This is a genomic window from Blastococcus deserti (genome assembly GCF_042682525.1).
Taxonomy (GTDB): domain Bacteria; phylum Actinomycetota; class Actinomycetes; order Mycobacteriales; family Geodermatophilaceae; genus Blastococcus_B; species Blastococcus_B deserti.
On the sequence record NZ_JBHUHP010000002.1, the window covers coordinates 82,643 to 103,359 of the forward strand.

Below are 20,717 nucleotides of genomic sequence, written 5' to 3' on the forward strand. Positions count from 1 at the left end.
CGAACGTAAGCTGCGCTGAGTGATCCGGACACCGATCGGCGCCCGGTCAGGGGTCACCTGATCGGGTGACCGCCTCACCCCCCGTGGCGGTCGGCGCGCGCCTCAGCGGCCGCGGGGGCTCGGCGGGCACCCTGCGGTCGGGGCCGTGGCACGTTCCGGATCGGCGACCTCCAGGAGCGCGTGCCGGTGCAGCCACTCGGCGAGCTGCAGGCCGCGGCCCGGCCAGGCCCGGTCCCAGTGCGCGACCGCCGCGGCGAGGGTCGGTGCCGCCCGGAGCTGCTCGAGGACCGGCGCGACCGGGTGGCCGCCGACGAAGGCGACCGGCCGGTCCAGGCCGGGAGCGTGCAGTGCCGGCCGGTGGTCGACCGCGTCGCCGACCAGGCACGCCGTCGGCCGCAGAGCAGCGGACGGGACCAGGCGGGTACGCCGCGGGAGCAGGTCGGCGAGCGCCGGCCCCGGGGACCGGGTCGCGACCGCCGGCGGAGCGGCGCGCCGCTGCCAGAACCGCTCCCCGGCGTGCCGCTGGTGCTCCCGGTACAGCGCCGACGCCGTGCGCGCGTGCACGTCCGCGGCGGCGCGCACCAGGTCGCCGTAGTACTCGAGGGCGGCCGCGCCGTTCCCGCCGCCGAGCAGCGTGGCGGCGGTCGCGGCGGCGGCCAGCCCGCTCTGGACCGCCGTCTGGACGCCGGAGGACGACAGCGGGTCGATGGCGAACGCCGCCTCCCCCACCCGGACGGCGTCGGCCTCGACCGGCGGCCGCACCCGGTAGCTCGTCGCGTCGCACACCCGGACCGGAGCGCCCTCGGGCGGCGCGCCGACGCCCGGCGCGGCTCCAGCGAACCTTTCGAGGAGGGAGCCGCCGCCCTCGGCGGCGAGGACCTCGGGATCGGTGACGGCGAGGGTCCGCACGTGACCGCCGGGAAGGGCGGCGGCCCACAGCCAGCCGTCCGCGACCGCGGCGATCCGGGTCTGCGGGCCGTCGGCGGGCCAGGCGCCCGCCCACCGGGCGTGGACGGCCACGGTGCGCGGCGAGGTGGCCTCGCGCCGTCCCCCCAGCAGCCGCCGACGCCCGGTGGCGTCGGCGAGGAAGCGGGCGTGGACCGCGCCGTCGGGAGTCGGCACCCGCCAGCCCCCGGCGACCCGTTCGGGACGATCCGCGCGGAGCGGTGCCCGCACGACCGCGCCGGCTGCCCGCGCGCGGTCCAGCAGGAGAGTGTCGAAGGCGCCGCGGTCGACGGTCAGCCCCTCGCCCAGGAGCAGCTGCTCCTCCTCGTCGGTGCGCCATCGGACACCGGCCGTGCGCACCGGCACGCCCGTGGCCCGGGCGGCGGCGCGCGGTATCCCCGCCGCGTCCAGCACGGGCCAGGCCGCGGGGCTCAGCGACTCCCCCACGTGCTGTCGGGGAAACGGCCGCCGCTCGAGCACCACGACCCGGTGCCCGAGGCGGGCGAGCCGGGCGGCCACCGTGGCTCCGGCGGGCCCGCCGCCCAGGACGCAGACGTCCCAGGCGGTCACCCGGCGAACCAGTCCGGCCGCTGCGCCGACAGCCGCGCGTAGGCGCCGATCGACCAGTGCAGCCAACCCCGGATGTAGTCGCAGGCCGGCCGGCCGCGGGCGATCACCTCGTGGTGGCAGCCTCCGCCGCAGAGGTAGCGCGCCCAGCAGCCGCGGCAGGGTTCCTGGCGGTGCACGTGCCGCTCGTCGAGCCAGCGCAGCTGCCGCCGGCGGTCGATGCCCTCGGTCACCGAGCCGAACGCGGCGGCCGGGTCGCCGACGAAGCGGTGGCAGGCGGCGAGGTCGCCGTCGGCGGAGACGCCGAGGTAGCCGGCGCCCGCCCCGCACGGATAGGGCCGGTGGGTGCCGCGGTGGATCTCGCGCATCGCGGTGACGGCGTTGGTGAACGGGTACCGCTCCCCGGCGAGCACCCGGCGCTCGAACTCCTGCCCGCAGGCCACCATCTCGCCGAGCATCGTCATCAGCTCGGCCCGGCCCAGTTCGTCGCGCCCCGTCGGCGAGCGCAGCAGCGGCGAGAACCCGACGCCGTGGAAGCCCAGCCCGACGAAGGTGTCCAGCGTGTCCACCAGACCGAGGTTGACCGGGGTGACGGTGACCCGGGCCGACACCTGCATCCTGCGCTGGCGCTGCAGCAGCGGGGCGACCCGTTCGAGGACCCGCTCGTAGCTGCCGCGGCCGCCGAGGAACGGCCGCAGCCGGTCGTGCACCAGGGCCGGCCCGTCGAGGCTGACGGTGACGGCGAACGCGTGCTCCTCGAAGAAGTCGCCGTCGTCCGCGGTCAGCCGGGTCCCGTTGGTGGTGATCGAGAACGTGACCTCGGCGCCGCGCCGCCCGGCGACCTCGACCGCCCGGGCGGTCGCCGCCCGGATCACCGGGCGGTTGAGCAGCGGCTCCCCGCCGAGGAAGGCGAGGTTGACCCGGTCCCCCGGTCCCACCTCCGCGAACAGCAGGTCGACCGACGCGAGTGCGGTCTCCAGCGGCATGTCCGCCGCCGGGCCGCCGAAGCCGCCGCCGTCGGCGTAGCAGTAGGTGCAGCCCAGGTTGCACTTCTGCGCGACCGCGAGCGACAGCGCGCGCACCGGTGGCCGGGCGGGCGGGACGTCGTCGACGTACGGGGTGCCGTCGAGACCCAGCCGCGCCAGCTGGTCCCGCACGGCGGCGTCGTCGCCGGCGCGGGTCGCCCTGTCGAGAAGGGCATAGGTCGACTCGTCGACGTCGTAGAGCCGGCTGCCGTCGGGGACGAAGACGTGCCGCCCGTCGACCAGGTGGACGTCGGGGCTGCGCGGGGCCGCCCGGGCGGCCAGCTCAGTCACGGTCGCGACCCTCGACGACGAACCGCAGCAGACCCTGCCAGTTGCGGAACAGCTCGTCGTAGGAGATCTGCTGGGCGTCCGGGACGTCGTAGCGGCGGGGCTGCCGGCTGCGCGCCAGCCAGTTGTTGCCGACGCTCGGGCCCTGGGGGGTCGCGTCGACGTTGACGTAGTCGGGCCGGCTGGCCGCCCAGTAGTAGCAGCCGCACTCGCGGTAGTCGTTCTGCCAGGGCGAGCAGAGGCTCTGGGTCAGCTCGCCCGGCTCGGCCACCGGCTCGTCGAGGAGCGGAACGACCTCGCCGGTCTCGGCGCTGCGGACGAACAGGGAACGCACCCGCAGCTCGACGGTCTCCGTCGTCCCCGCGTCGACGTCGAGGAACACGCAGGGCACCAGCTCTCCGGTGGACGCCGCGAGCACCCCGGCGAGGGCGTTGGACCACTCCAGCCAGGTGAACCCGTCGTCGGGGACGTCCGGACCGAAGACCGGCGTCCAGGTCTGCACGCCGCCGACCTCAATGAGCAGCCGACCCCCCAGCCGGGCCAGCTCGCCCGCGCCGCGGACGACGAGACCGCTGGCCTCGTGCAGCTCGATGCCCTCGAGGATCCGCCGCCAGACGTTGCGGAAGTCGAACTCCAGGCCCGGGAAGCAGTTGGAGATCGCCGACTCCGGCAGCGTGCTGGGCGGGTTGCCGGCGGCCCGGTGGTGCAGCTGGGCGGTGAGGTTGCGCGGCTCGATGCTCACGGCTGTGCTCCTCCGTCAGTCCCTCCGCCGGCGTCGGGGAAGACCGGCCCGCGGACCAGGGCCCGGATGAGGGCGACCTGCCGGCGGGTGAGGGCGAGGTGGCGGCCGTCGGCGCCGCGCATCATGGCCGGCATCTTGCGGCGGCCGCGGTCGGTGAGGTCGCCGACCTCGTCGTGGTCGCGCAGCACGTCGGCGAACCACGGCGCCGCGCCGCTGCGCAGGGCCAGCAGCAGGCTCATGTGCAGCTGCTCGAGCGCCACCGTGTCGACCAGCGCCCGGGCCATGATCGGTTCCCGCCGCCGGCCCTCCCCCTGGTCGTGCGCGGCCATGCCCCCGACGTTCTGCGCCGCGGTGTTCATCAGCCGGACGTTCTCGAAGGCGCGCCGGACGATCTCCTCGACGTGCTCGAGCGTCGCCTCCTCCGGCGCGGGGTCGGGGCCGAACAGCGCCTGCTCCAGCTCGTCGGCGACGGTGCGGATCGGCAGGCCGTCGGGGGCGTACGTCGGCGGGCCGACGCCGACCCGCCCGAAGGCCGACAGGGTCCGGTCCCCCAGCGTCAGCGTCACGCGCACCAGGCCGTCGCAGCCGTCGTCGAGGTACCCGCGGCTGGCCCCCTGCGCGTCCAGCGCGTAGATCTGGCCGGGCACGGTGGTCAGCGGCCCGCGGTCGCGGTAGCCCTGCCACCGGCCGCGGCTCGCGTCGTAGACGACGTCGCGGACGCTGGCGTCGGGCGGCGGCCCCGCGGGGGGCGGCGTCCGGCTGGCCCCGTAGACGAAGCCGCGCCCGGGCGTGAACCGCAGCCGGATCGCCGGGTGCGCGGCGGTCGGCCGGATGAACTGGACGGAGCCGAAGGGGATCACCTTGCCCGGCCAGAAGTTGGCGCACCTGCCCTGGAGCGGGTGGACGGCGTGGTCGCCGATGTCGCCGCTGTCGGCGGTGACCCGGTCGGCGTCGTCCCCGGTGCGGCGCAGCACCTTGAGGTTGGCGACCTCGACCCGCCACGTGACGTCGGAGACCGTGGCGCCCTCGGGAGCGAGCAGCTCGGGGGTGAGCGGCTCGAGCTGGTCGTCGTCGGTGAGCGCCCAGGCCTCGAGGAACGGCGCGACCGGTCGCACGAGACCGTTCTCGGTGAAGGTCACCGCGTTCGGGACGAACGCGCGGGTGATCTCGCCGGTGGCCCGGTCGACCTCGAGCGTCTCCGCCGGACGCAGGAACCGGTAGCCGAGCGGCCGCTGCGGATCGACCGTGACGTCGTAGTTGTCCATCGGGGTGGGTGCGGCGCCGAAGCGGGCGATGGCCAGCGGCGGCAGCACCCGCAGTTCGCGGATCACGGCACCGGAGCGGGGGTCGGCGCGGCGACGAGCTGCTCGACATGGCCCCGCTCGATGTCGTCCCACTGCTGCAGCGCGGCGAGGTAGTCGGGCCCGTCTCCGTCGAGCAGCACGGCCCGCAGCGCGGCGATGAGCCGGCCGGAGGCGTCGAGGAGATCGCGGTGCAGCCGCCACCGGTCGGACTCGGCCGAGGGCAGCGCCGGCGTGTAGGGCATCTGGAACGTCGGCCCGGCGCGGGGGCCGTCCGGGTCGTCGGCGGAGGCGGGCAACCGGACGAGCAAGCCGGAGATGGCCCGCAGGTTGTACATCTCGGAGAACGTCCGGTGGATGAGCGCCCCGCGCGGCGTCAGCGTCGTCGCGTCGCTGGGGTCGTCGGCGAGCTCGAAGGCGTGCGCGAGGTTGGTCAGCAGCTTGCGGTAGCGCACGTTGAACAGGTGCGCCCAGAGTCGCGCCTCCGGATGCGTGAGCGTCGTGGGGGTGTCGGGGTCCTCGGCGTCGCCGCCGTCGACGTCGCCGGTGGTGGGGTTGCGCGCCAGGGGCCGGACGACGTCGCCGAGGCCGTCGCCGAGCGCCTCCAGCGCCCGGTAGACGGTGAGGAACCGGCGGAAGTGCGAGTCGTTCTCGTCGGGCGGGGTCTCGAACCCCTCGCCCTGCTCGGCGACCGCCCGGAGCGCGGTGAGCGCCTCGGCGCGCGAGCCGGCCCGCAGGATCACCAGCTCGGGGGCCGGCAGGTCGAGGATGCTCATCGCCTCGGCGCCCCGCTGGCCCTCCCGGTAGCCGCGGCCCCACTCGTCCCAGGAGGCCTGGAACGGCACGGTGCGCGCCTGGAACGCCGAGTCGGGCACGACGTTCGGCCGGTCCATCAGGCCGATCAGCTGGTCGAACAGCTCGCCCACCCGGTTGACGACCTCACCGGTGGTGGCCTGCGCCCGCTCCTTGATCCGCCGGGCCTCGTCGTCGTCCCACTGGGCGGGGCTCTCCGCGCAGACGTAGGTCGCCAGCGAGTCGAGGGTCAGCGGCTCCAGCCGGAACCCGAAGGGGTACAGCGGGCTGACGTAGGGATAGTCGTCGCGGTCGAACTGCCGCGGGGCGCCCAGGACGGTGAGCAGGTTCTGGACGGTGATGAGGTGACCCATCTCCTCCTTGGCGACGCCGAGGATCGTCTCCTGCCAGGCCCGCACGTCCGCGGCCCGCTCCGCCGGCACGTTCGGCCCGCCGAGGGAGTAGGCGGCGAAGAGGTACTGCGCCATGAGGGAGTGCTCGATCTCGGCGGCGACCCGCAGCAGGAACACGACGTAGTCGCGGCCGTTGAACTCCGGCGGCACCTCGACCCCGAAGGCGTCGGCGGGACCCGGGCCGAGGAACGGCCCCCGCCCGGGGAGGACGCGGTCGACCTCGAGGGCGTCGTCGAACGAGGGTGGCGCGACCGCCCGCGGTGGAGCGGTGAGCACAGGACCGAGATGCCGGCTGATGCGTGCGCGCACGGTGTCCCCCAGCGCCGTCGCCCGCGCCAGACGAGCGAGGAGGCGGCCAAGCTAGCGCAGCGCCGGACCGCCCGGAACCCCCTCGTCTCGTGACGCCCGGCGACGCGCCGGTGTCAGGCCGACAGGCTGGCGAAGACCACGACGTTGTCCTCGTAGCTGCGGGCGGCGCTGTCGAAGGGGCCGCCGCAGGTGATCAGCCGGAGCTCGGGGCCGTCGGTGTTGCCGTAGACGTCGAGGGTCGGGAAGTCGTCCTTGGGCACCAGGCGGACCTCGTCCACGAGGAACGCGACCACGCTGCCGTCCTCGCGGGTGACCTCGATCCGGTCACCGGCCACGAGCTCGCCCAGCGAGTAGAAGACCGACGGGCCGTTGGCGGCGCTGTCGACGTGCCCCTCGATGACGGCCGGACCGGGGTCGCCGGGGCGGGGTGAGCCGTCGAACCACGCGGCCTTGTCGTAGTCCGGGCCGGGCTGGGGCACCGCGAGCGTGCCGTCGGGGTTGAGGCCCAGCGTGATGAGCTCCGACTGCACGCCGATGGCCGGGATGCTCACCGACACCGGCAGCGCGACTGGCGCCGCGGCCGCGCTGGTCGGCGGCGCCGGGGCGGAGTTCCCGGGCGCTGCACTGCCCTCGGACCGGTTCTCGGGGCCGGCGCCGGTACGGGGTCCGGGAACCGCGTCCGCATCGTCACCGGCGGACGTCGACGCGGCGGGCGTGGGCGGAGCGGCGTCCTGACCGGCGACCCCGACCGCCACCGCGGTCCCGCCACCGAGGAGCAGCAGGACCGCGGCGACGAGCAGGATCAGGTGGCCAGGACGCCGGGCCCGGGAGGTGCTCCCGGGCCCGGCGTCGCCGGTCATCAGCTGTCGGTGGAGAAGCGACGACGGGCGTACAGCGCGACCCCACCGGCGGCGGCGACCGCACCCACACCGGCACCGATCCGGCCGACGTTCTCGACACCGGCGGTGGAACCGGCACCGGTCTCGACGCCGCCCTTCGGCATGCTGCCCATCTGAGAGGCGCCGAGCACGCCGCACAGAGCCGGGTCGGTGGCCTCCCCGGGCAGTTCCGGCATGAGGTCCGACGCACCACGACCCTCGGGGTTGTAGGTGCCGTTGCCGTCGTGGTCCACACCGTGGACGACGACGACCGACTGGCCGGAGAGGATCGCCTGCGCGACCTCCGCCGACACCTGGACGTCACCGCGGGAGTACTCGAAGCTGCCCTCGGAGGCGAACCGGTCGACGGCCAGGCCGGACTCGGGCGAGGTGTCCCCGGACTTGGTCAGCGACACGACGATCTCGCCGTAGGCCGGGGCGCCCTCGGTCGTGGTGAGGTGCTCCTCGGGCATGGTCTCGCCACTGAGCGGGGCGGCGTTGTTGTCCGCAGCGGTCGGGCACTCGTGGCGTGCGTCCTGGCCGAAGTGGATGTGCGCCGCGTGGGGCGCACCGTTCAGCAGGCCCTGGGCCGCCAGGGTGAAGGACAGCGTGGTCCCGGAGATCTCGGCCATCGCCTGGCCGGAGCCGTTCACACCGTTGACCGCGACGGGTGCCAGGTTGCCCTGGACGGAGCCGTCCGCGGCTGCGGCGGGGCCGGCCAAGGCCAGCAGGGCCGCGAAGCCGAGAGCCGGCGCAGCGACGGCGGTGCGCGTCATGGTTCTCAAGGTCTTTCCCCAATCGGTTGTCCCTGCGGGCCACTGGTCTGGGCCGTGTCAGGGTTCTTCGCTCCCCCTGAGCCCGACTGCATTGGTTGGGTGCAATCTGGTTGCGTGGCACATGCCCCGGCCGGAGGTGGACCAACCGCGATTCGGCGGGTTCACCCAGAGGAGTGACGTGCTCACGCATCCCTCGTTCGAGGGGCTCGCAGCAGGCGTTCGGATGCAGGCCGGTGGACGGATTGCCCAGGCCCCGGGTTTTTCCTGCGCGGATTCGGGGGGAGGCGGACGGCGGCCTCGCACGGTTCCGCCGCTCTCTGTCGTGCGGAACATGCTCCGTGCGGACGACGGGTCACGCGTCGCGGCACACGGTCGCCAGCCGGAGCGCACTCCCGCGGCGCCGAGTGTCAAGGAACGGGGAGGGCGATGACCACGAGGTTGTCGGCGTACTGGCCGGTGCGTTCGTCGAAGGCGCCGCCGCAGGTGACCAGGGCCAGCTGCGCGGGTCCGTCGGTGCGGAACAAATCCGGCGGCAGGGCCGACTTGGGGTGGGACGTCCGCGACCGGACCGTGTACCGGTGGAGGCCGCCCGCTGCGTCGGTCACCTCGACGACGTCATCCAGGCGCAGCTCCAGCAGGGTCTCCAGCGGTCCGGCACCGAACTGCGCGGAGTCGATGTGACCGGCGATCACCGCGGTGCCGGCCGGATCACCCGGTATCGCCCCGGCGGCGTACCAGCCGAGTTCCGTCGGCCGCTCCGGGAGCTGCAGCGCTCCCGAGTCGAGGACGCCGACCGGCACCAGGGGCACGGGGCCTGGGGTGGCCGGCAGGGAGATGGTCACCGGCGCGGGCGGACCCGCGGGCGGCGGCGGAGGTGCCGGTGACGGTGCCGGCGCGGTCGGCGTCGCGGCCGACGACGGGGACGGCGGGTCGGGGACGTCCGACGGCGTCGTCACGGCCGGCGGCCGGCCGATGTCGTCGGCGTCGGCCCGGGGCGTCGCGAGTGCCAGCGCGAGCCCCGAGCCGACGAGGAGCAGCCCCGCGACGACCAGCACCAGGAGGTGCCGGACGCGCGGGGCCTTCACGGATGTCTCACGCAGCGGTCGCGCGGCGGCGGATCAGCCCGGCCGTGCCGGCGACCACCGCGAGCGCGCCGAGCCCGGCGAGACCCCAGCCCAGCGTCCCGAGCCCGCCGTCGGCGACCTGACCGCCCGTGCCGCCCGGCACCGACGTGGGGACGCCGTACTGACGGGCCACGGCCCGGAGCTCGGCGAGGTGCTGCTCGATGACGGGCGTGGCCGTGCGGGCCAGGTTCAGCACGGTCGGGTCGGAGCCGGAGGCCAGCTCCTTCTGGGTCGCCGCGAGGGAGGTCGCGTGGGAACCGATCTGCTGGGCGATCCAGGCGGTGTCGAACGCGCGCCCCTGGTTGGCCTGCACGGCGGCCAGCTGCTGCTGCTGTTCCGGGCTGGGGCCGCCGGGCAGCTGGACGCCGAGCTGCTGCGCCGCCTGGGTGAGGGCGGTGTCGAGCTCGGTGTGCATCTGCACGAACATCGCCCCGAGGTTCTTCACCTCCGGCGTGGTGGCCGCCTGCTGCGCGGCGTTGCCCGCGGCGATCTCGGCGAGGTTGCTCTGGTGGGCGGCCTGCATCCAGGCGACGTCCTGGCTGGACGGCGCGGCGAGGGCGGGGGCGGCGGTGAGGGCGACGGTGGCGAGCACCGCGGCCGGGACGAGGGCGAGCCGGGACAGCATGCGCATGCGGGAACTCCGGAGGTCGTGCGGGTGCAGACCCCGGGGGCTGCTTCCCGGCGCCGTTGCAGGTAGCGCCCCTCTACCCCCGGGATACGAGACCATGCCATCCGGTCGCGCGTGACCGGGCGGCCGGCGTCGCCCGGTCACCGGTCGTGCGGCACGTGCTCGGGCCGCACGTAGTCGCCGAGGGCGTGGACGCGCCAGCCGCCGAGGCGCGGTCGGCGCACCAAGGTCGCGATGACGATGTCGCCGACGAGGACCGCGTCGGAGGGGGCGCGGTGGGTCTCACCCGTGTCCCGCAGGAACCGCACGTAGACGACGTCGGGGTCGTCGACCGACGGTGTCGCCTGATGGGCCATGCCGTAGTCCGGCAGGAGTGCGGCGGCCCGGCGGAAGCCGCCCCACCCCGGCCAGCTCTCGGGCGTGACGACGATGTCGAGGATGGTCAGGTCGGGGCCCTCGGGCTCGGTGACCGCCGTCCAGAAGACGGCCCCGACGGTCACCGGGTTGTCGGGGCCGGGCGGACCGGCCGCGACGAGGGCATCCACCTCGGAGGTGGGTCCGCGCTCGGGCGGCAGGTCGTCGGGCGGCAGCCGGGCCATGCCGCAACGATGCGCCGGCTGGGCGCTCCGTGTGGCGTCTCCGCGCGCGGCGCGGCACCCCGGCCGGTCCGGGAGTCAGCCCAGGCGGGCCACGGACCAGCTGGCGACCCGCGCCTGCAGTTCGCTGCCCTCGGGGGTGCCGGGCGCCGGCACCATCAGGAGGCCGGGCCGCCCGGCGTCGAGGGGCTCGGGGTCGACCGCCGACAGGACCACGGCGCCGTCGACGCTCAGCCACAGCTCCATCCCGTCGCGGCCGCGCACGCACGTCCCCTGCACGTCGTGCGGCGCGGTGAGGTCGACACCGGTGTCGGCGCGCGCGAGGACCCCCGCGTCCAGGGGCGTCTCCGCGTTGCCCGAGACCCGGCTGATCGCCATCACGTCCCGTCCCACACCGAGCGCGTAGAACGATCCGCCGTCCGGGGAGATGCTGCACGTCACGGCGACGAACGGGGTGCCCACCGGCGCGCTGAACCGGGCGGTCACGACGGCGGACTCCGGCGGATCCATGAGCGCATCGGGGTAGGTCACGACGCCGATCGGCGTGACACCCGCGACGACGTAGTCGCCCGCGGCGAAGGACAGCCCCAGGCCGGTGCCCCAGCCGTTGCGGTCGTCGTCCATCTCGTCGGCGAGGACGAGCTGGCCCACGGGCGGCGGACCGGCCGGCGACGTCGCCGGAGCGCTGTCCGCAGGCGTGTCGGACGCCCTTCCCGATCCCGCCGTGTCGCCCGACGAGCAGGCGGCCAGCACCGAAGCGGTGGCCAGGACGCCCAGCGCAACGCCAGCGGGTCGTCGTCCGCGCATGACCCCGCTCCTCCGGCCCCCCGTCGGCCCCCCGTGAGCCGCGCAGGGGGCGGACGTTAGGGCATCGTCGGACCGTGGGCCAGCTGTTCCGGAGCGTGTCCTACCGGTGGCGGCGTGGTCGTCGGCGGAGGAGGCAGGGGCCTCCTCCGCCGATCGCTGCAGGTCAGCGGTTGCCGCCCCCGATCATGGGGTCGTCGCCGCCCTCGGGGTCGGTCATGCCGGTCTCGACACCCTCCGTGGACGGCCTCGCGGCGTAGCCCTCGGGGTTCGTCCCCTCGACGAGCACGTCCTGCCGGACCTCGCCCGCCGGTGGCTGCGGCACGACGGCGACCTCCTGCTCCGGCTGGGCCTGCTCGGTCTCCTGTCCGCTCTTCGACGCGGCGACGGCAGCGCCGGCGGCCGCCGCGACGCCCGCGACGGCGGCCGCGGCACCGGCGGCGACGGTCGTCGCGGACACGCCCGCCTTGCCGCTGTCGCCGCGGGTCATCTGCGCGGTCTCCACGCCCGGGGTGCCGACGTTCAGTCCCTCGTTGATGGAGCCCCGCCACGCGCCGGTGGCGTAGCCCTCGCTCTCGATGAGCTCCTTGAACCGCTGCAGGTCCGACGTCACCTGCCGCTCCACGATGCCGAGCTTGTCGCCGGCCTGTTCGACGAGGCCCTCCGGCTCGTACTCGAGCGTCAGGTAGACCAGCGTCGACGACGGCCCCACCGGCTCGAACCGGACGGCTCCGGCGTTCGTCGCCCCCTCCGTGGCCGCCCACGCGATCTTCTGGTCGGGCACCTGCTCGAGGATGGCGGCCTCCCACTCGCGCCGCACACCCGCGATCTCGGCCGTCCAGTGCAGGCGCTGGTCGTCGTGCTGGTGGACCTCCTTGACCCCGCCCATGAAGTGCGGGAAGTCCTCGAACTGGGTCCACTGGTTGTAGGCCTGGTTCACCGGCACGTCGACCTGGATCGACTTCTCCACCTTGGTGGTCATCGCTTCTCTCCCTCGTCACAGGACACCCGCTGAGTGGCGCATCCCGCGCGCTACCCCGGCTCCCGTCCTGCGATGCACACCACGCACGCGCACGCGGTGGTCAGAACACGACGGAGCGGCCCTCCTCGCGGGCCTGCTCGGCGGTGTAGGAGACCCCGTGCACCTTCAGGCCCTGTGGATCGAGGAGGGTGATGGCCCCGCCGTCGTTGCCGAGGACGACACCGTTGCTGGGCGTCATCACCAGGGTGGCGCCGGCGTCGAGCGGTCCGGCGGGCACCGGGCACGTCCGTTTCGCGCGGTCGGCGATCTGCCATCCGGTGAGGTCGACCGGCGCCGGTGAGGCGTTCAGCAACGTGATGGTCTCGGCCTCCGGTGCGGGACCGACGGGGTTGACCAGAGCGGCGACGATGCGCACGGCTTCGAGTCCGCGCTCCGGCCGGGCCTGTGCAGCTTCGATCGCGTGTCCGGTCGTGTCGTCGGTGTGCCACGCCTGGCTCTGGAACGCCAGGAAGATGGCCACCCACCGCGACTCCGCCGGGAAGTGCAGCAGCAGACCGCCGTCCTGCCACACGCCGTCGTCAGGGCGGAACCGGGCACTGTTGCCCTGATTCATGTGCACGTCGTGCACGCCGTTGCCGGGGAGGAATCCGAAGACCTCGTCCGGGGTCGCGGGCTCGGGGCCCCACCGTTCGCCGAACACGAAGCCGACGACCTGCGGGTCCCCCGCGGCCCGGCGCACGTAGTGGTCGAAGAGGTCGGCGAGGTCGTTGTCCGGGCCCGTGACGTCGGGCGGCAGGAGCCGCATCGCCGACGGGTCGAACAGGTTGGCCCGGATGTAGTCGAGGCTCGGCCCGCCGGGTCGCGACGCGAGCGGCGTCCATCCCGAGCCGGGCGCGGGCAGTGCGTCGGTCAGCGGATGGCGGAAGTCCTCCACCACCAGGAAGAGCAGCTCCGACGGGGACTGCTGGGACTGCACGTTCACCGCCGCGCGATAGCTCGTGCCGGCGTCGTCGACGAGGTGGATCTGGTAGTGCGGGGTGTCGGTCGCCCCTTCCCGGCGAGTGTCACGCACCTGGCCGGACAGGACGCCGTACGAACGCAGCGGCATCGCAGCGATCCCTTCCCCTCGGCTGGCCTTCGCGGTCACCGGAAGATCAGCGTGAGCGCACAGGATGCAACTCGGCTGGAAAGCGCAGGCGGCCGCGGCGGTCAGTGTCGGCGGGCGCGGGTCACCCGGGCGTCACCGCGGCGTCACCGCGGGGCGGCGTCTTCGGCGCTGCACCGACGGGCGTCGACGTCAGCTGTCGGTGTAGCGGTCCCTTTCGACGACGTACTGGCCCGTGGCGGTGTTGGCGTCGACGAACTCCGGGAGCAGCGGTATCCGCACGGTCACGGTGACGCACACGGAGAACTCCTCCCCCGGCGCCAGCGTCGGCGAATAGCCGTCCGCGGTCTCGCAGTCCGCACCGGCCGGCGCGTAGGCCAGCCGCAGGTCGGCGACGTCGACCGACTGGTCCTCCACCGCCAGCTCCGCCGCCCTCAGCGCCCGCTCCTGACCGATCACCGGGTCCGGGGCGGTGGCGATCGCTCGCCCGGCCTCCCGGGCTGCGGCCGTGGAGGCGAACACACCGCGCTGCACCGCCGAGAAGCCCGCGACGATGTAGACCAGCGGCACGAAGACGACCAGCGCGACGAACACGAACTCCACCAGCGCCGAACCCCGCTCGTCGCCGCCCAACCGGGTCCGCAGCCAGCTCACGCGGCCTCCTTCACCGCGCGGCCGGTGACCTCCAGCGGCAGCAGGTTGCCCAGCGCCGCCAGCAGCGCGGGCACCGCGCCGGTGCAGCGCACCACGACCAGCGTCAGCCCGGTGGCGTCGACCTCCTCGGCCGAGCTGCACGCCAGCCCCTCGGCGGTCTGCACCGAGGTCGCCCGGGCGACGATCTCCACCGTGTGCCCCGCCCCGGCCGCGGAGTCGACATCGGCGTTGGCGGCGTACCGCGCGCCGGCCTGCGCGCTCGCCGTCACCACGTTGCGCACGTGCACGTAGACCGCCACCTGCAGCACCGCCAGCAGGAGCGTCACGATCAGCACCGACACCAGGACGAAGTCGACGACGGCGCTGCCCCGCTCGCTGTCGTCGTCGATCCGGACCGGTCGTCTAGCCACCGCTCGTGACGGAGGTGAGGGCGTTGGTCACCGCGGCCACGATCGCCTCACGGAACGGGATCAAGATGGCCAGCACGAGGGCCGCCGTCATCACCGTGATCATCACCCAGCCGGGGACGTCGCCCCGTTCCGGATCCTCGCCGCGCACCCGCGCCGCGAAGGCCGCCAGTGCGGCGGTCAGGTACGCGAACCCGCGCATCGATCGTCCTTCCATCGGTCGTCTCACTGCGCCAGCGAGACGATGCTGATCAGCCCCGGGAACAGGGCGAAGAGAACGGTGACCGGGAGGACCAGGAAGACGACCGGCACCATCATGGCGATCTCCTTCCGGCCGCCGGCCTCCAGCAGCCGGCGCTTGCCGGCCTCGCGGACGTCGGCGGCCTGGGCGCGCAGCACCTCGGCCAGTGGCGTGCCGCGCTCGATGGCGACCAGGAGGCCGTCGACGAACCGGGCCAGGGCGTCCAGCGACGTCCGGTCGGCGACCTCCTGGAGCGCGTCGACCAGCGGCACGCCCGCGCGGGCGCGGCCCAGCGCGTCGCCGAGCTCGCCGGCCAGCTCACCGCCGGAGAGCCGTGTCACCCGGGCGATCGCGGCGGTGGGGCTCTCCCCCGCGGTGACGGCGAGGGCGAGCAGCTCGGCGACGACGGGGAACTCGGCCAGCAGCAGCTCCTCACGGCGCTGCACCTGCTGGGTGAGCCACCAGTCCCGCCCGAGCACGCCGCCCAGCAGACCGGCCACGCACAGCAACCCGGCCGACAGCACGTTCACGCCGCCTGCGGCGACCGAGCCGACCGCCGCCACCACCGCGGCGCCGAGCAGCCCGAGCCCGCCCCACACCACCTGCTCGACGCGGAAGTCCTCGACCGTGGCGTCGCCGCCCAGCGCGTCCAGCCGCCGACGGACGGCGGCCCGCCCGCCGAGCATCCGGTCGACCAGCCGCGCGCCGTCGCCCATCGCCGGCCCGAACACGCGGCGGACGGCGGCCAGCAGGCCGGGCTCGGTCGCCGTGCCCAGCAGCCGCGACGGCGGTGGGGTGTCGTGGACGTAGGGGGCGAGCCGGTCGACCAGCCGCACTGAGCGAAACGGCGGCGCGTAGGTCAGCACCAGCACCAGACCGGTCGCCGCGACCAGCCCGAGCAGCATCCCCGTCAGCCCGGCACTCACTGCAGCACCCGCACGTCCTCGGGCAGCCGCCCGATCCGCAGCATGAGCCGGTAGGCGACCACGCAGACCGCTCCCCCGACGAGCAGGATCGCGGTGCCGAGCGGCGAGTCGTAGGCGGCCAGCGTCGTCGACTGCGTGGCCAGCAGGAGCAGGACCACCCATGGCGCCGCAACGGCCAGCCGCGCCGCGGACACGACCCAGCCCTGCCGGGTCTCCAGCTCGGCCCGCGCGCGGGCGTCCTCGCGGAGGAAGGTCGCGAGCGTCCGCAGCACCCGCCCCAGGTCGGTGCCGCCCACCTCGCGCGCGACCCGCAGCGTCTCGACGATCCGGTCGCCGACCGGGTCGGCGAGGTCGTCCTTGAGCCGGTCGAGACAGGCGCTGAACCGGCCGGTGGAACGGTACTCGGCGGCGAACCGGGCGAAAGGCGGCCGCAGCACGTCCGGTCCCCGGGTGGACAGCGTCGACAGCGCCTCGGGCAGCGACATGCCCGCGCGGACGGCCGACGCCAGGTTGTCGACCACCTCCGGCCACACCTCGCGGAGGTCGGCCTTGCGGCGGGCGGCCAGCCGGCGCACCTGCACGTGGGGCAGGGCGAAGCCGAACAGCCCGAAGACCAGGCTCACCGTGACCGTGCTCGTGCTGAGCAGGACGACGACCAGCACGAGCAGCCCGAGCCCGACCTGCAGGGCCAGCAGCTGCGCGGCGTTGATGCCGGTCAGCCCCGCCTCGGCCAGCAGGAGCGCGCGTCGCCCCGGGCGCCGGGGATCGGTCCGCCGCCGGGGCGCCCGCGACCCGCTGCGCCAGATCAGCAGCAGACCCACGCCCAGGAGCAGTCCCAGCAGCGCACCCGAACCGATCACGACAGCAGCCCGGCGAGGTCGAAGCCGGCGGCGGCGAACCGGTCGGGGTGGGGCGGATAGCCCTCGGCCCGCACCAGCCGCCCCTCATGGGTGGTGAACACGTCGGCGGTCTCGATGACGCCGTTCTCCGCGCGGCCCGGCAGCGCCACGATCTCGCGCACGCGCCGCCGGCCGTCGGCGTCGGTGCCCACGTGCACGACGAGGTCGACGCTGGCGGCCACCGTCGGGACGACGAACGCGGTGCCGATGTTCTCGCCGGCCAGCAGCGGCAGGGTGCACATCTTCACCACGGCCTCGCGGGCGCTGTTGGCGTGCAGCGTGCACATGCCCGGCAGCCCGGAGTTCAGCGCGATGAGCAGGTCCAGGCACTCCTCCTGGCGCACCTCGCCCACCACGATGCGCGAGGGCCGCATCCGCAGCGCCTCCTTGACGAGCCGGCGCAGCGGTATCTCGCCGGCGCCCTCCAGGTTGGCCTGCCGGGTCTGCATCGAGACGACGTCGGGCAGCGGCACCCGCAGCTCGAAGACCTCCTCGCAGGTGATGACCCGCTCGCGCGCCGGGACCGCCGCGCACAGGCAGTTCAGCAGCGTGGTCTTCCCGGCCTGGGTGCCGCCGGAGACCAGCACGTTGAGCCCGGAGGCGACCGCGGCCTCCAGGAAGCGGGCCGCCTGGGCGGTGATCGTGCCGAGGCCCACGAGCTCGTCGAGCGAGTGCGCCTGCAGCACGAACTTGCGGATGTTGACCGCCATGTGGCGGCGGGTGATGTCGGGGATGACGACGTGCAGCCGGGACCCGTCGGGCAGCGTCGCGTCGACGAACGGGGTGGACATGTCGATCCGCCGTCCCGACGTGCGCAGCATCCGCTCCACCAGGTCGGCCAGCTCGCCGGGCGCGAGGATCGTCGTGGTCAGCTCCGACCGGCCGCGCCGGGCGACGAACACCCGGCCCGGCTCGTTCACCCAGATCTCCTCGATCTCCGGGTCGTCGAGGTAGCGCTGCAGCGGACCGAACCCGGCCACCCGGGCGAGCACGTCGCGGACGACGGACTCGGGGTCGGCGATCGGCGGCAGCGCCGAGGTCAGCGAGCGCTCGGAGTAGTCGGCGACGACGTCGCGCACCAGCACCCGAACCGGCCCGGGATCGGTGAACGGATCCAGACCCCGACGCCGGATGAGCTCACGGACCTCGCCGTCCACGACGTCCAGAGCGGTCGGCACAGCACCCCCGTCGAGCCCGGTTCATGATCGGCAGATCGCTGGCGACTGTAAGGAAACGGAGGGGTCCGCGAAGCCCGGAACAGCCCTTCTGTGGACAACGCGACCCTGCGTGACCACCACGACCACTCGGTCGGGTGAACACCCACCCGGCGCGACGGCCCAGCCCAGGAACAGGGACGACCGACGCCCGCGGCGACATGACGTCACCTCCCGACGCCAGGGCATGTCGACACGCGGGCCGACGGTCACGTTGCCGCGCGGATCCCGGAGGGGGGACCGGCGGCTGCGCCCGTCATCGGCGCCTACGTCGACGAGGCGGTGTCCCGGGATTGATAGCACGCCGGGCGAGCTACTCCCCGGAGCCGGCTACTTCCGACGCCGGGCTCGCGCGACCAGCGCCCTCCGGCCTCGCAACGGAGCATCTGTACGACCGGCGCCGTCCAGAGGACCCTGCCGCATGCACAGAGCCGGACGCTGCGTTGCGAGGAGACGGATATGGCCAAGGCCGCGCTGGGGATGTCGAAGCAGGCGCTGGTGAACGTGCTGACCGGGAGCGCTGCCCTGTTCGGGGTCACCGGCCTCCTGGCGCCTCGGGCCCTGGAGGTGACCTACGCCGTCCCCCCGTCGCCGTACACCACGCAGCTGCTGCGCCTGTTCGGCAGCCGGATGCTGGCCATCGCCGCGTGGTCCTTCACCGCGCGGACGAAGGAGGAGACCGACCGGGTGCTGACCGTCGCGGCGGCGGTGAACCTCGTCGACGTGCTGACCGCACTCGCAGCGGCGCGCGCCACGGGTATGACCACCGCGGGTCGGGCCGCGGCGACCAGCGGCGTCTTCGCCGCCCTGGCCTTCGCCGTCCGCTCGCTGGAGGACTGAGTCCTCGTCTCGGCCGTCGGGCGCTCAGCCGTCGACGTAGTGGTCGCGCTCGACGACGAACCGTCCGGTCGCGGTGTTGGCGTCGACGAACTCCGGGAGCAGCGGGATCCACGCGGTCACGGTGGCGCTCCTCCCCCGGTGCCAGCGTCGGCGGGCAGCCACCGCTGGTCTCGCACTCGGCACCGGCCGGCGCGCAGGCCGGCCGGAGGTCGGTGACATCGACCTCCGGCTGGACTCCACCGCCGGATCCGCCGCCGCAGCTAACGCGGATGACTGCAGACGCCGTGCTCGACCGGACAGAGCGACCGGTCCCCTCGCCGACGGCGCAGTAGCGGGCGAGCTCACGGCAGGTCGCGAGGACCCACGGTCGGCGTCGTCGGCGGATACGGCGGCTGGCGGAACTGCCCAGCCGAGGCTCGAGCGGTCACGGCCGCAGCGACGCCCACAGGCAGCACCTCCCGGCTGGACAGTGACGACGACGCGCCGCGAGTGCCCGCACCTGCTCAAGGCCCGCCGGCTGTTCTCCCCCACCGATCGCAACGAGATGGCTCCGCCCGGGGGGGCGCGGACGCCGCTCTGGACAGCGACCTCCTGGAGGCGGAGCGGCGGGACGCGCTGCTCGCGGCCCTGGCCGAGCTGACGGATCGACAGCGGAACCTGCTCCTGCTGCCGCTCGACGAACCGCCGCTGTCCTATGACGAGATAAGCGTGCGCCGACCGGCATTGCACGGCCGGCAGTTCGAGACCACTGGGCGACCACGGCATCGCCCTGCTGCGGACGACGGACTCCGGATCAGCGATCGGCGGCAGCACCGAAATCAGCGAGCGCTCGGAGCAGTCGACGACGACGTCGCGCACCAGCACCGCCTCCGGAATGCGGAAGGGACGCCGTCGCTCCCTGCAGCCGTGTGGGCGGATCGTCGCCGCCCGACGGGTACGACGCACTCGACGTGCAGAGAGGACGCGACCGCACTGGGAGACGGACACGCCGAAGTCTCGAAAGATTATCCGAATGGGTGAACCGCAATCCGGTGGACGCCGAACGGATGGTGCACATCGAGCCCAGGTGTGTGGCCCTCCGGACGAACGTCCACCTCTCGTAGGAGCACACCATGCGGACCCGAACCCTCCTCGTCACACTGGCCGGTGCAGCGCTGCTGCCGGCCTTCGCCACCCCAGCGCTCGGTGCAGCGCCCACCATCGGGAACTTCGGAGCGGTACTCGCCCCGGTACCCCACGACCCATCGGCCGACGCCGGCTCCGAGGTCAGCGGCCATGCCCGGGTGATCACGGTGGACGACCGGGCCACGGTCGTCGTGACCGCCCGGGGACTCAGCCCCAACCTCCCGCATGTCATGCACATCCACGGTGACCTGCAGGCGCACAACGAGTGCCCCGGCCCGGAGGCCAGGGACGACCTGGTCGCCGACGGGCTGATCGAGACGGCCGAAGGCCTGGACGACTACGGGCCGATCGATGTCACCTTCAGCACCCGAGGTGACACCAGCCCGGCCTCGGCCCTCGCACTGGACCGTGCCCCGGTGGCCAACCAGGGGGGGACCCTCGTCTACTCCCGCAACATCCCGATCCCCACGGACGTTCGGCAGAACCTGGACGACCTGCACATCGTCGTCCACGGTGCCGACGTCGACGGTGACGGGCAGTACGGCGGGCGCACCACGGCCCTGGGCGTGCCGATCGAGGCCGAACTGCCGGTCGCCTGCGGCGAACTGGACGGACGTTTCGTGGGCCACTGACAGCCCAGCCGCCTCAGTGCCGATCGCACGGATCAACTTCCTGCAACGGGGGGACCGGCGCGTGCGGCGGGCTGGCACGGGCAGCGCCCCGGTGGACGACGACGTCCTCCGGGGCGCTGCCTGGTGTGGCGCGGTCGGCCCTCGCCGACATCGCCTCCGCGTTCTTTCCCGGATGCGGGTCGACGGCGGGGGTGAACGGAGCGCCGCCGTGCCTTCGCTGGTCATGGTCACTGCGGCGGTGATCGCCGGCATCGGCTACGGGCTCCTTCCCCCGCTGGTTCCGCTGGTTCAGCGCGGCGATGCTGTGCCCCTGGTCGTCGCCCTCACTCCCGTCGGGCCGTCAGGGTGGCTGGGCTTCCCGCCCGGTAGGAGGTCTGCCGTAACAGGCGGACGCCGAGCACGGCCCAGCAGAACCCAGCGCGATCGGACGTCGGCACTGGCGGCGCAGCGGGAACTGGTCCGGGCGCCGGCCGTCACCACGTTCCACACGTGCACGTGGACCGC

At 74.2% G+C, this 20,717-nt stretch carries 21 protein-coding genes; 2 read left to right on the forward strand and 19 right to left on the reverse strand.

Translation table 11 applies throughout. The features are described 5' to 3' along the window. Positions 1–102 precede the first annotated feature (102 nt). From qhpG to ACFSHS_RS03960, 19 genes are all read right to left on the reverse strand, one after another. Entirely contained in the window at positions 103–1,515 is a 1,413-nt protein-coding gene (gene qhpG, locus ACFSHS_RS03870) for a flavin-dependent monooxygenase QhpG (RefSeq protein WP_376871979.1), read from the reverse strand. Next, positions 1,512–2,828: a radical SAM protein gene (locus ACFSHS_RS03875; RefSeq protein ID WP_376871981.1), complete on the reverse strand. Its 1,317-nt coding sequence runs from the start codon at positions 2,826–2,828 to the stop codon at positions 1,512–1,514. Before ACFSHS_RS03875 ends, qhpG begins: the two co-directional genes overlap by 4 nt. Beyond that, positions 2,821–3,567, reverse strand: a complete 747-nt coding sequence (locus ACFSHS_RS03880) for a hypothetical protein (RefSeq protein WP_376871983.1) — start codon at positions 3,565–3,567, stop codon at positions 2,821–2,823. Before ACFSHS_RS03880 ends, ACFSHS_RS03875 begins: the two co-directional genes overlap by 8 nt. Beyond that, positions 3,564–4,898: a hypothetical protein gene (locus tag ACFSHS_RS03885; RefSeq protein ID WP_376871985.1), complete on the reverse strand. Its 1,335-nt coding sequence runs from the start codon at positions 4,896–4,898 to the stop codon at positions 3,564–3,566. Before ACFSHS_RS03885 ends, ACFSHS_RS03880 begins: the two co-directional genes overlap by 4 nt. Further along, positions 4,895–6,382, reverse strand: a complete 1,488-nt coding sequence (locus ACFSHS_RS03890) for a ferritin-like domain-containing protein (RefSeq protein WP_376871988.1) — start codon at positions 6,380–6,382, stop codon at positions 4,895–4,897. The genes ACFSHS_RS03885 and ACFSHS_RS03890 overlap by 4 nt, the downstream gene beginning before the upstream one ends. Before the next feature lie 113 nt (positions 6,383–6,495). Further along, positions 6,496–7,242 carry a class F sortase gene (locus tag ACFSHS_RS03895; protein ID WP_376871992.1) on the reverse strand — a complete coding sequence of 249 codons (747 nt, stop codon included), beginning with the start codon at positions 7,240–7,242 and terminating at the stop codon, positions 6,496–6,498. After that, entirely contained in the window at positions 7,242–8,036 is a 795-nt protein-coding gene (locus ACFSHS_RS03900; RefSeq protein WP_376871994.1) for a CHRD domain-containing protein, read from the reverse strand. The genes ACFSHS_RS03895 and ACFSHS_RS03900 overlap by 1 nt, the downstream gene beginning before the upstream one ends. Positions 8,037–8,443: 407 nt before the next feature. Then, entirely contained in the window at positions 8,444–9,121 is a 678-nt protein-coding gene (locus ACFSHS_RS03905; RefSeq protein WP_376871997.1) for a class F sortase, read from the reverse strand. 7 nt (positions 9,122–9,128) lie between these two features. Continuing rightward, positions 9,129–9,791 carry a DUF4142 domain-containing protein gene (locus ACFSHS_RS03910; RefSeq protein WP_376871999.1) on the reverse strand — a complete coding sequence of 221 codons (663 nt, stop codon included), beginning with the start codon at positions 9,789–9,791 and terminating at the stop codon, positions 9,129–9,131. A 137-nt stretch (positions 9,792–9,928) separates the two neighbouring features. Next, positions 9,929–10,387 (reverse strand): hypothetical protein, encoded by a 459-nt coding sequence (locus tag ACFSHS_RS03915; protein ID WP_376872002.1) that lies wholly within the window; start codon positions 10,385–10,387, stop codon positions 9,929–9,931. 75 nt (positions 10,388–10,462) lie between these two features. Continuing rightward, positions 10,463–11,191 carry a hypothetical protein gene (locus tag ACFSHS_RS03920; protein ID WP_376872004.1) on the reverse strand — a complete coding sequence of 243 codons (729 nt, stop codon included), beginning with the start codon at positions 11,189–11,191 and terminating at the stop codon, positions 10,463–10,465. A gap of 163 nt (positions 11,192–11,354) precedes the next feature. Then, positions 11,355–12,170, reverse strand: a complete 816-nt coding sequence (locus ACFSHS_RS03925) for an SRPBCC family protein (protein WP_376872006.1) — start codon at positions 12,168–12,170, stop codon at positions 11,355–11,357. Positions 12,171–12,270: 100 nt separating this feature from the next. Beyond that, positions 12,271–13,278, reverse strand: coding sequence for a DUF2278 family protein (locus ACFSHS_RS03930; RefSeq protein ID WP_376872009.1), 1,008 nt, complete (start codon positions 13,276–13,278; stop codon positions 12,271–12,273). A 189-nt stretch (positions 13,279–13,467) separates the two neighbouring features. Beyond that, complete coding sequence (locus tag ACFSHS_RS03935; protein WP_376872012.1) at positions 13,468–13,929, reverse strand: hypothetical protein; 462 nt, start codon at positions 13,927–13,929, stop codon at positions 13,468–13,470. Continuing rightward, positions 13,926–14,339 (reverse strand): TadE family protein, encoded by a 414-nt coding sequence (locus tag ACFSHS_RS03940; protein ID WP_376872014.1) that lies wholly within the window; start codon positions 14,337–14,339, stop codon positions 13,926–13,928. The genes ACFSHS_RS03935 and ACFSHS_RS03940 overlap by 4 nt, the downstream gene beginning before the upstream one ends. Next, entirely contained in the window at positions 14,332–14,538 is a 207-nt protein-coding gene (locus tag ACFSHS_RS03945; protein ID WP_376872016.1) for a hypothetical protein, read from the reverse strand. The genes ACFSHS_RS03940 and ACFSHS_RS03945 overlap by 8 nt, the downstream gene beginning before the upstream one ends. A 23-nt stretch (positions 14,539–14,561) precedes the next feature. Further along, positions 14,562–15,503, reverse strand: a complete 942-nt coding sequence (locus ACFSHS_RS03950; protein ID WP_376872018.1) for a type II secretion system F family protein — start codon at positions 15,501–15,503, stop codon at positions 14,562–14,564. Then, complete coding sequence (locus tag ACFSHS_RS03955; RefSeq protein WP_376872020.1) at positions 15,500–16,363, reverse strand: type II secretion system F family protein; 864 nt, start codon at positions 16,361–16,363, stop codon at positions 15,500–15,502. Before ACFSHS_RS03955 ends, ACFSHS_RS03950 begins: the two co-directional genes overlap by 4 nt. After that, positions 16,360–17,580, reverse strand: coding sequence for a CpaF family protein (locus tag ACFSHS_RS03960; RefSeq protein ID WP_376872023.1), 1,221 nt, complete (start codon positions 17,578–17,580; stop codon positions 16,360–16,362). Before ACFSHS_RS03960 ends, ACFSHS_RS03955 begins: the two co-directional genes overlap by 4 nt. 495 nt (positions 17,581–18,075) lie before the next feature. On the opposite strand from ACFSHS_RS03960, the gene ACFSHS_RS03965 reads away from it, so the two are divergent. Next, complete coding sequence (locus ACFSHS_RS03965) at positions 18,076–18,456, forward strand: hypothetical protein (RefSeq protein WP_376872026.1); 381 nt, start codon at positions 18,076–18,078, stop codon at positions 18,454–18,456. 1,112 nt (positions 18,457–19,568) lie between these two features. Then, on the forward strand, positions 19,569–20,213 hold the full coding sequence (locus ACFSHS_RS03970) for a hypothetical protein (RefSeq protein ID WP_376872028.1): 645 nt from the start codon (positions 19,569–19,571) through the stop codon (positions 20,211–20,213). Positions 20,214–20,717 lie beyond the last annotated feature (504 nt).

Excerpts from the sequence above, each read along its gene's own strand:
- ACFSHS_RS03895 (WP_376871992.1), bottom strand. The coding sequence starts at position 7,242 with ATGACCGGCGACGCCGGGCCCGGGAGCACCTCCCGGGCCCGGCGTCCT.
- ACFSHS_RS03900 (WP_376871994.1), bottom strand. The coding sequence starts at position 8,036 with ATGACGCGCACCGCCGTCGCTGCGCCGGCTCTCGGCTTCGCGGCCCTG.
- ACFSHS_RS03910 (WP_376871999.1), bottom strand. The coding sequence starts at position 9,791 with ATGCGCATGCTGTCCCGGCTCGCCCTCGTCCCGGCCGCGGTGCTCGCC.
- ACFSHS_RS03915 (WP_376872002.1), bottom strand. The coding sequence starts at position 10,387 with ATGGCCCGGCTGCCGCCCGACGACCTGCCGCCCGAGCGCGGACCCACC.
- ACFSHS_RS03920 (WP_376872004.1), bottom strand. The coding sequence starts at position 11,191 with ATGCGCGGACGACGACCCGCTGGCGTTGCGCTGGGCGTCCTGGCCACC.
- ACFSHS_RS03925 (WP_376872006.1), bottom strand. The coding sequence starts at position 12,170 with ATGACCACCAAGGTGGAGAAGTCGATCCAGGTCGACGTGCCGGTGAAC.
- ACFSHS_RS03930 (WP_376872009.1), bottom strand. The coding sequence starts at position 13,278 with ATGCCGCTGCGTTCGTACGGCGTCCTGTCCGGCCAGGTGCGTGACACT.
- ACFSHS_RS03945 (WP_376872016.1), bottom strand. The coding sequence starts at position 14,538 with ATGCGCGGGTTCGCGTACCTGACCGCCGCACTGGCGGCCTTCGCGGCG.
- ACFSHS_RS03965 (WP_376872026.1), top strand. The coding sequence starts at position 18,076 with ATGGCCAAGGCCGCGCTGGGGATGTCGAAGCAGGCGCTGGTGAACGTG.
- ACFSHS_RS03970 (WP_376872028.1), top strand. The coding sequence starts at position 19,569 with ATGCGGACCCGAACCCTCCTCGTCACACTGGCCGGTGCAGCGCTGCTG.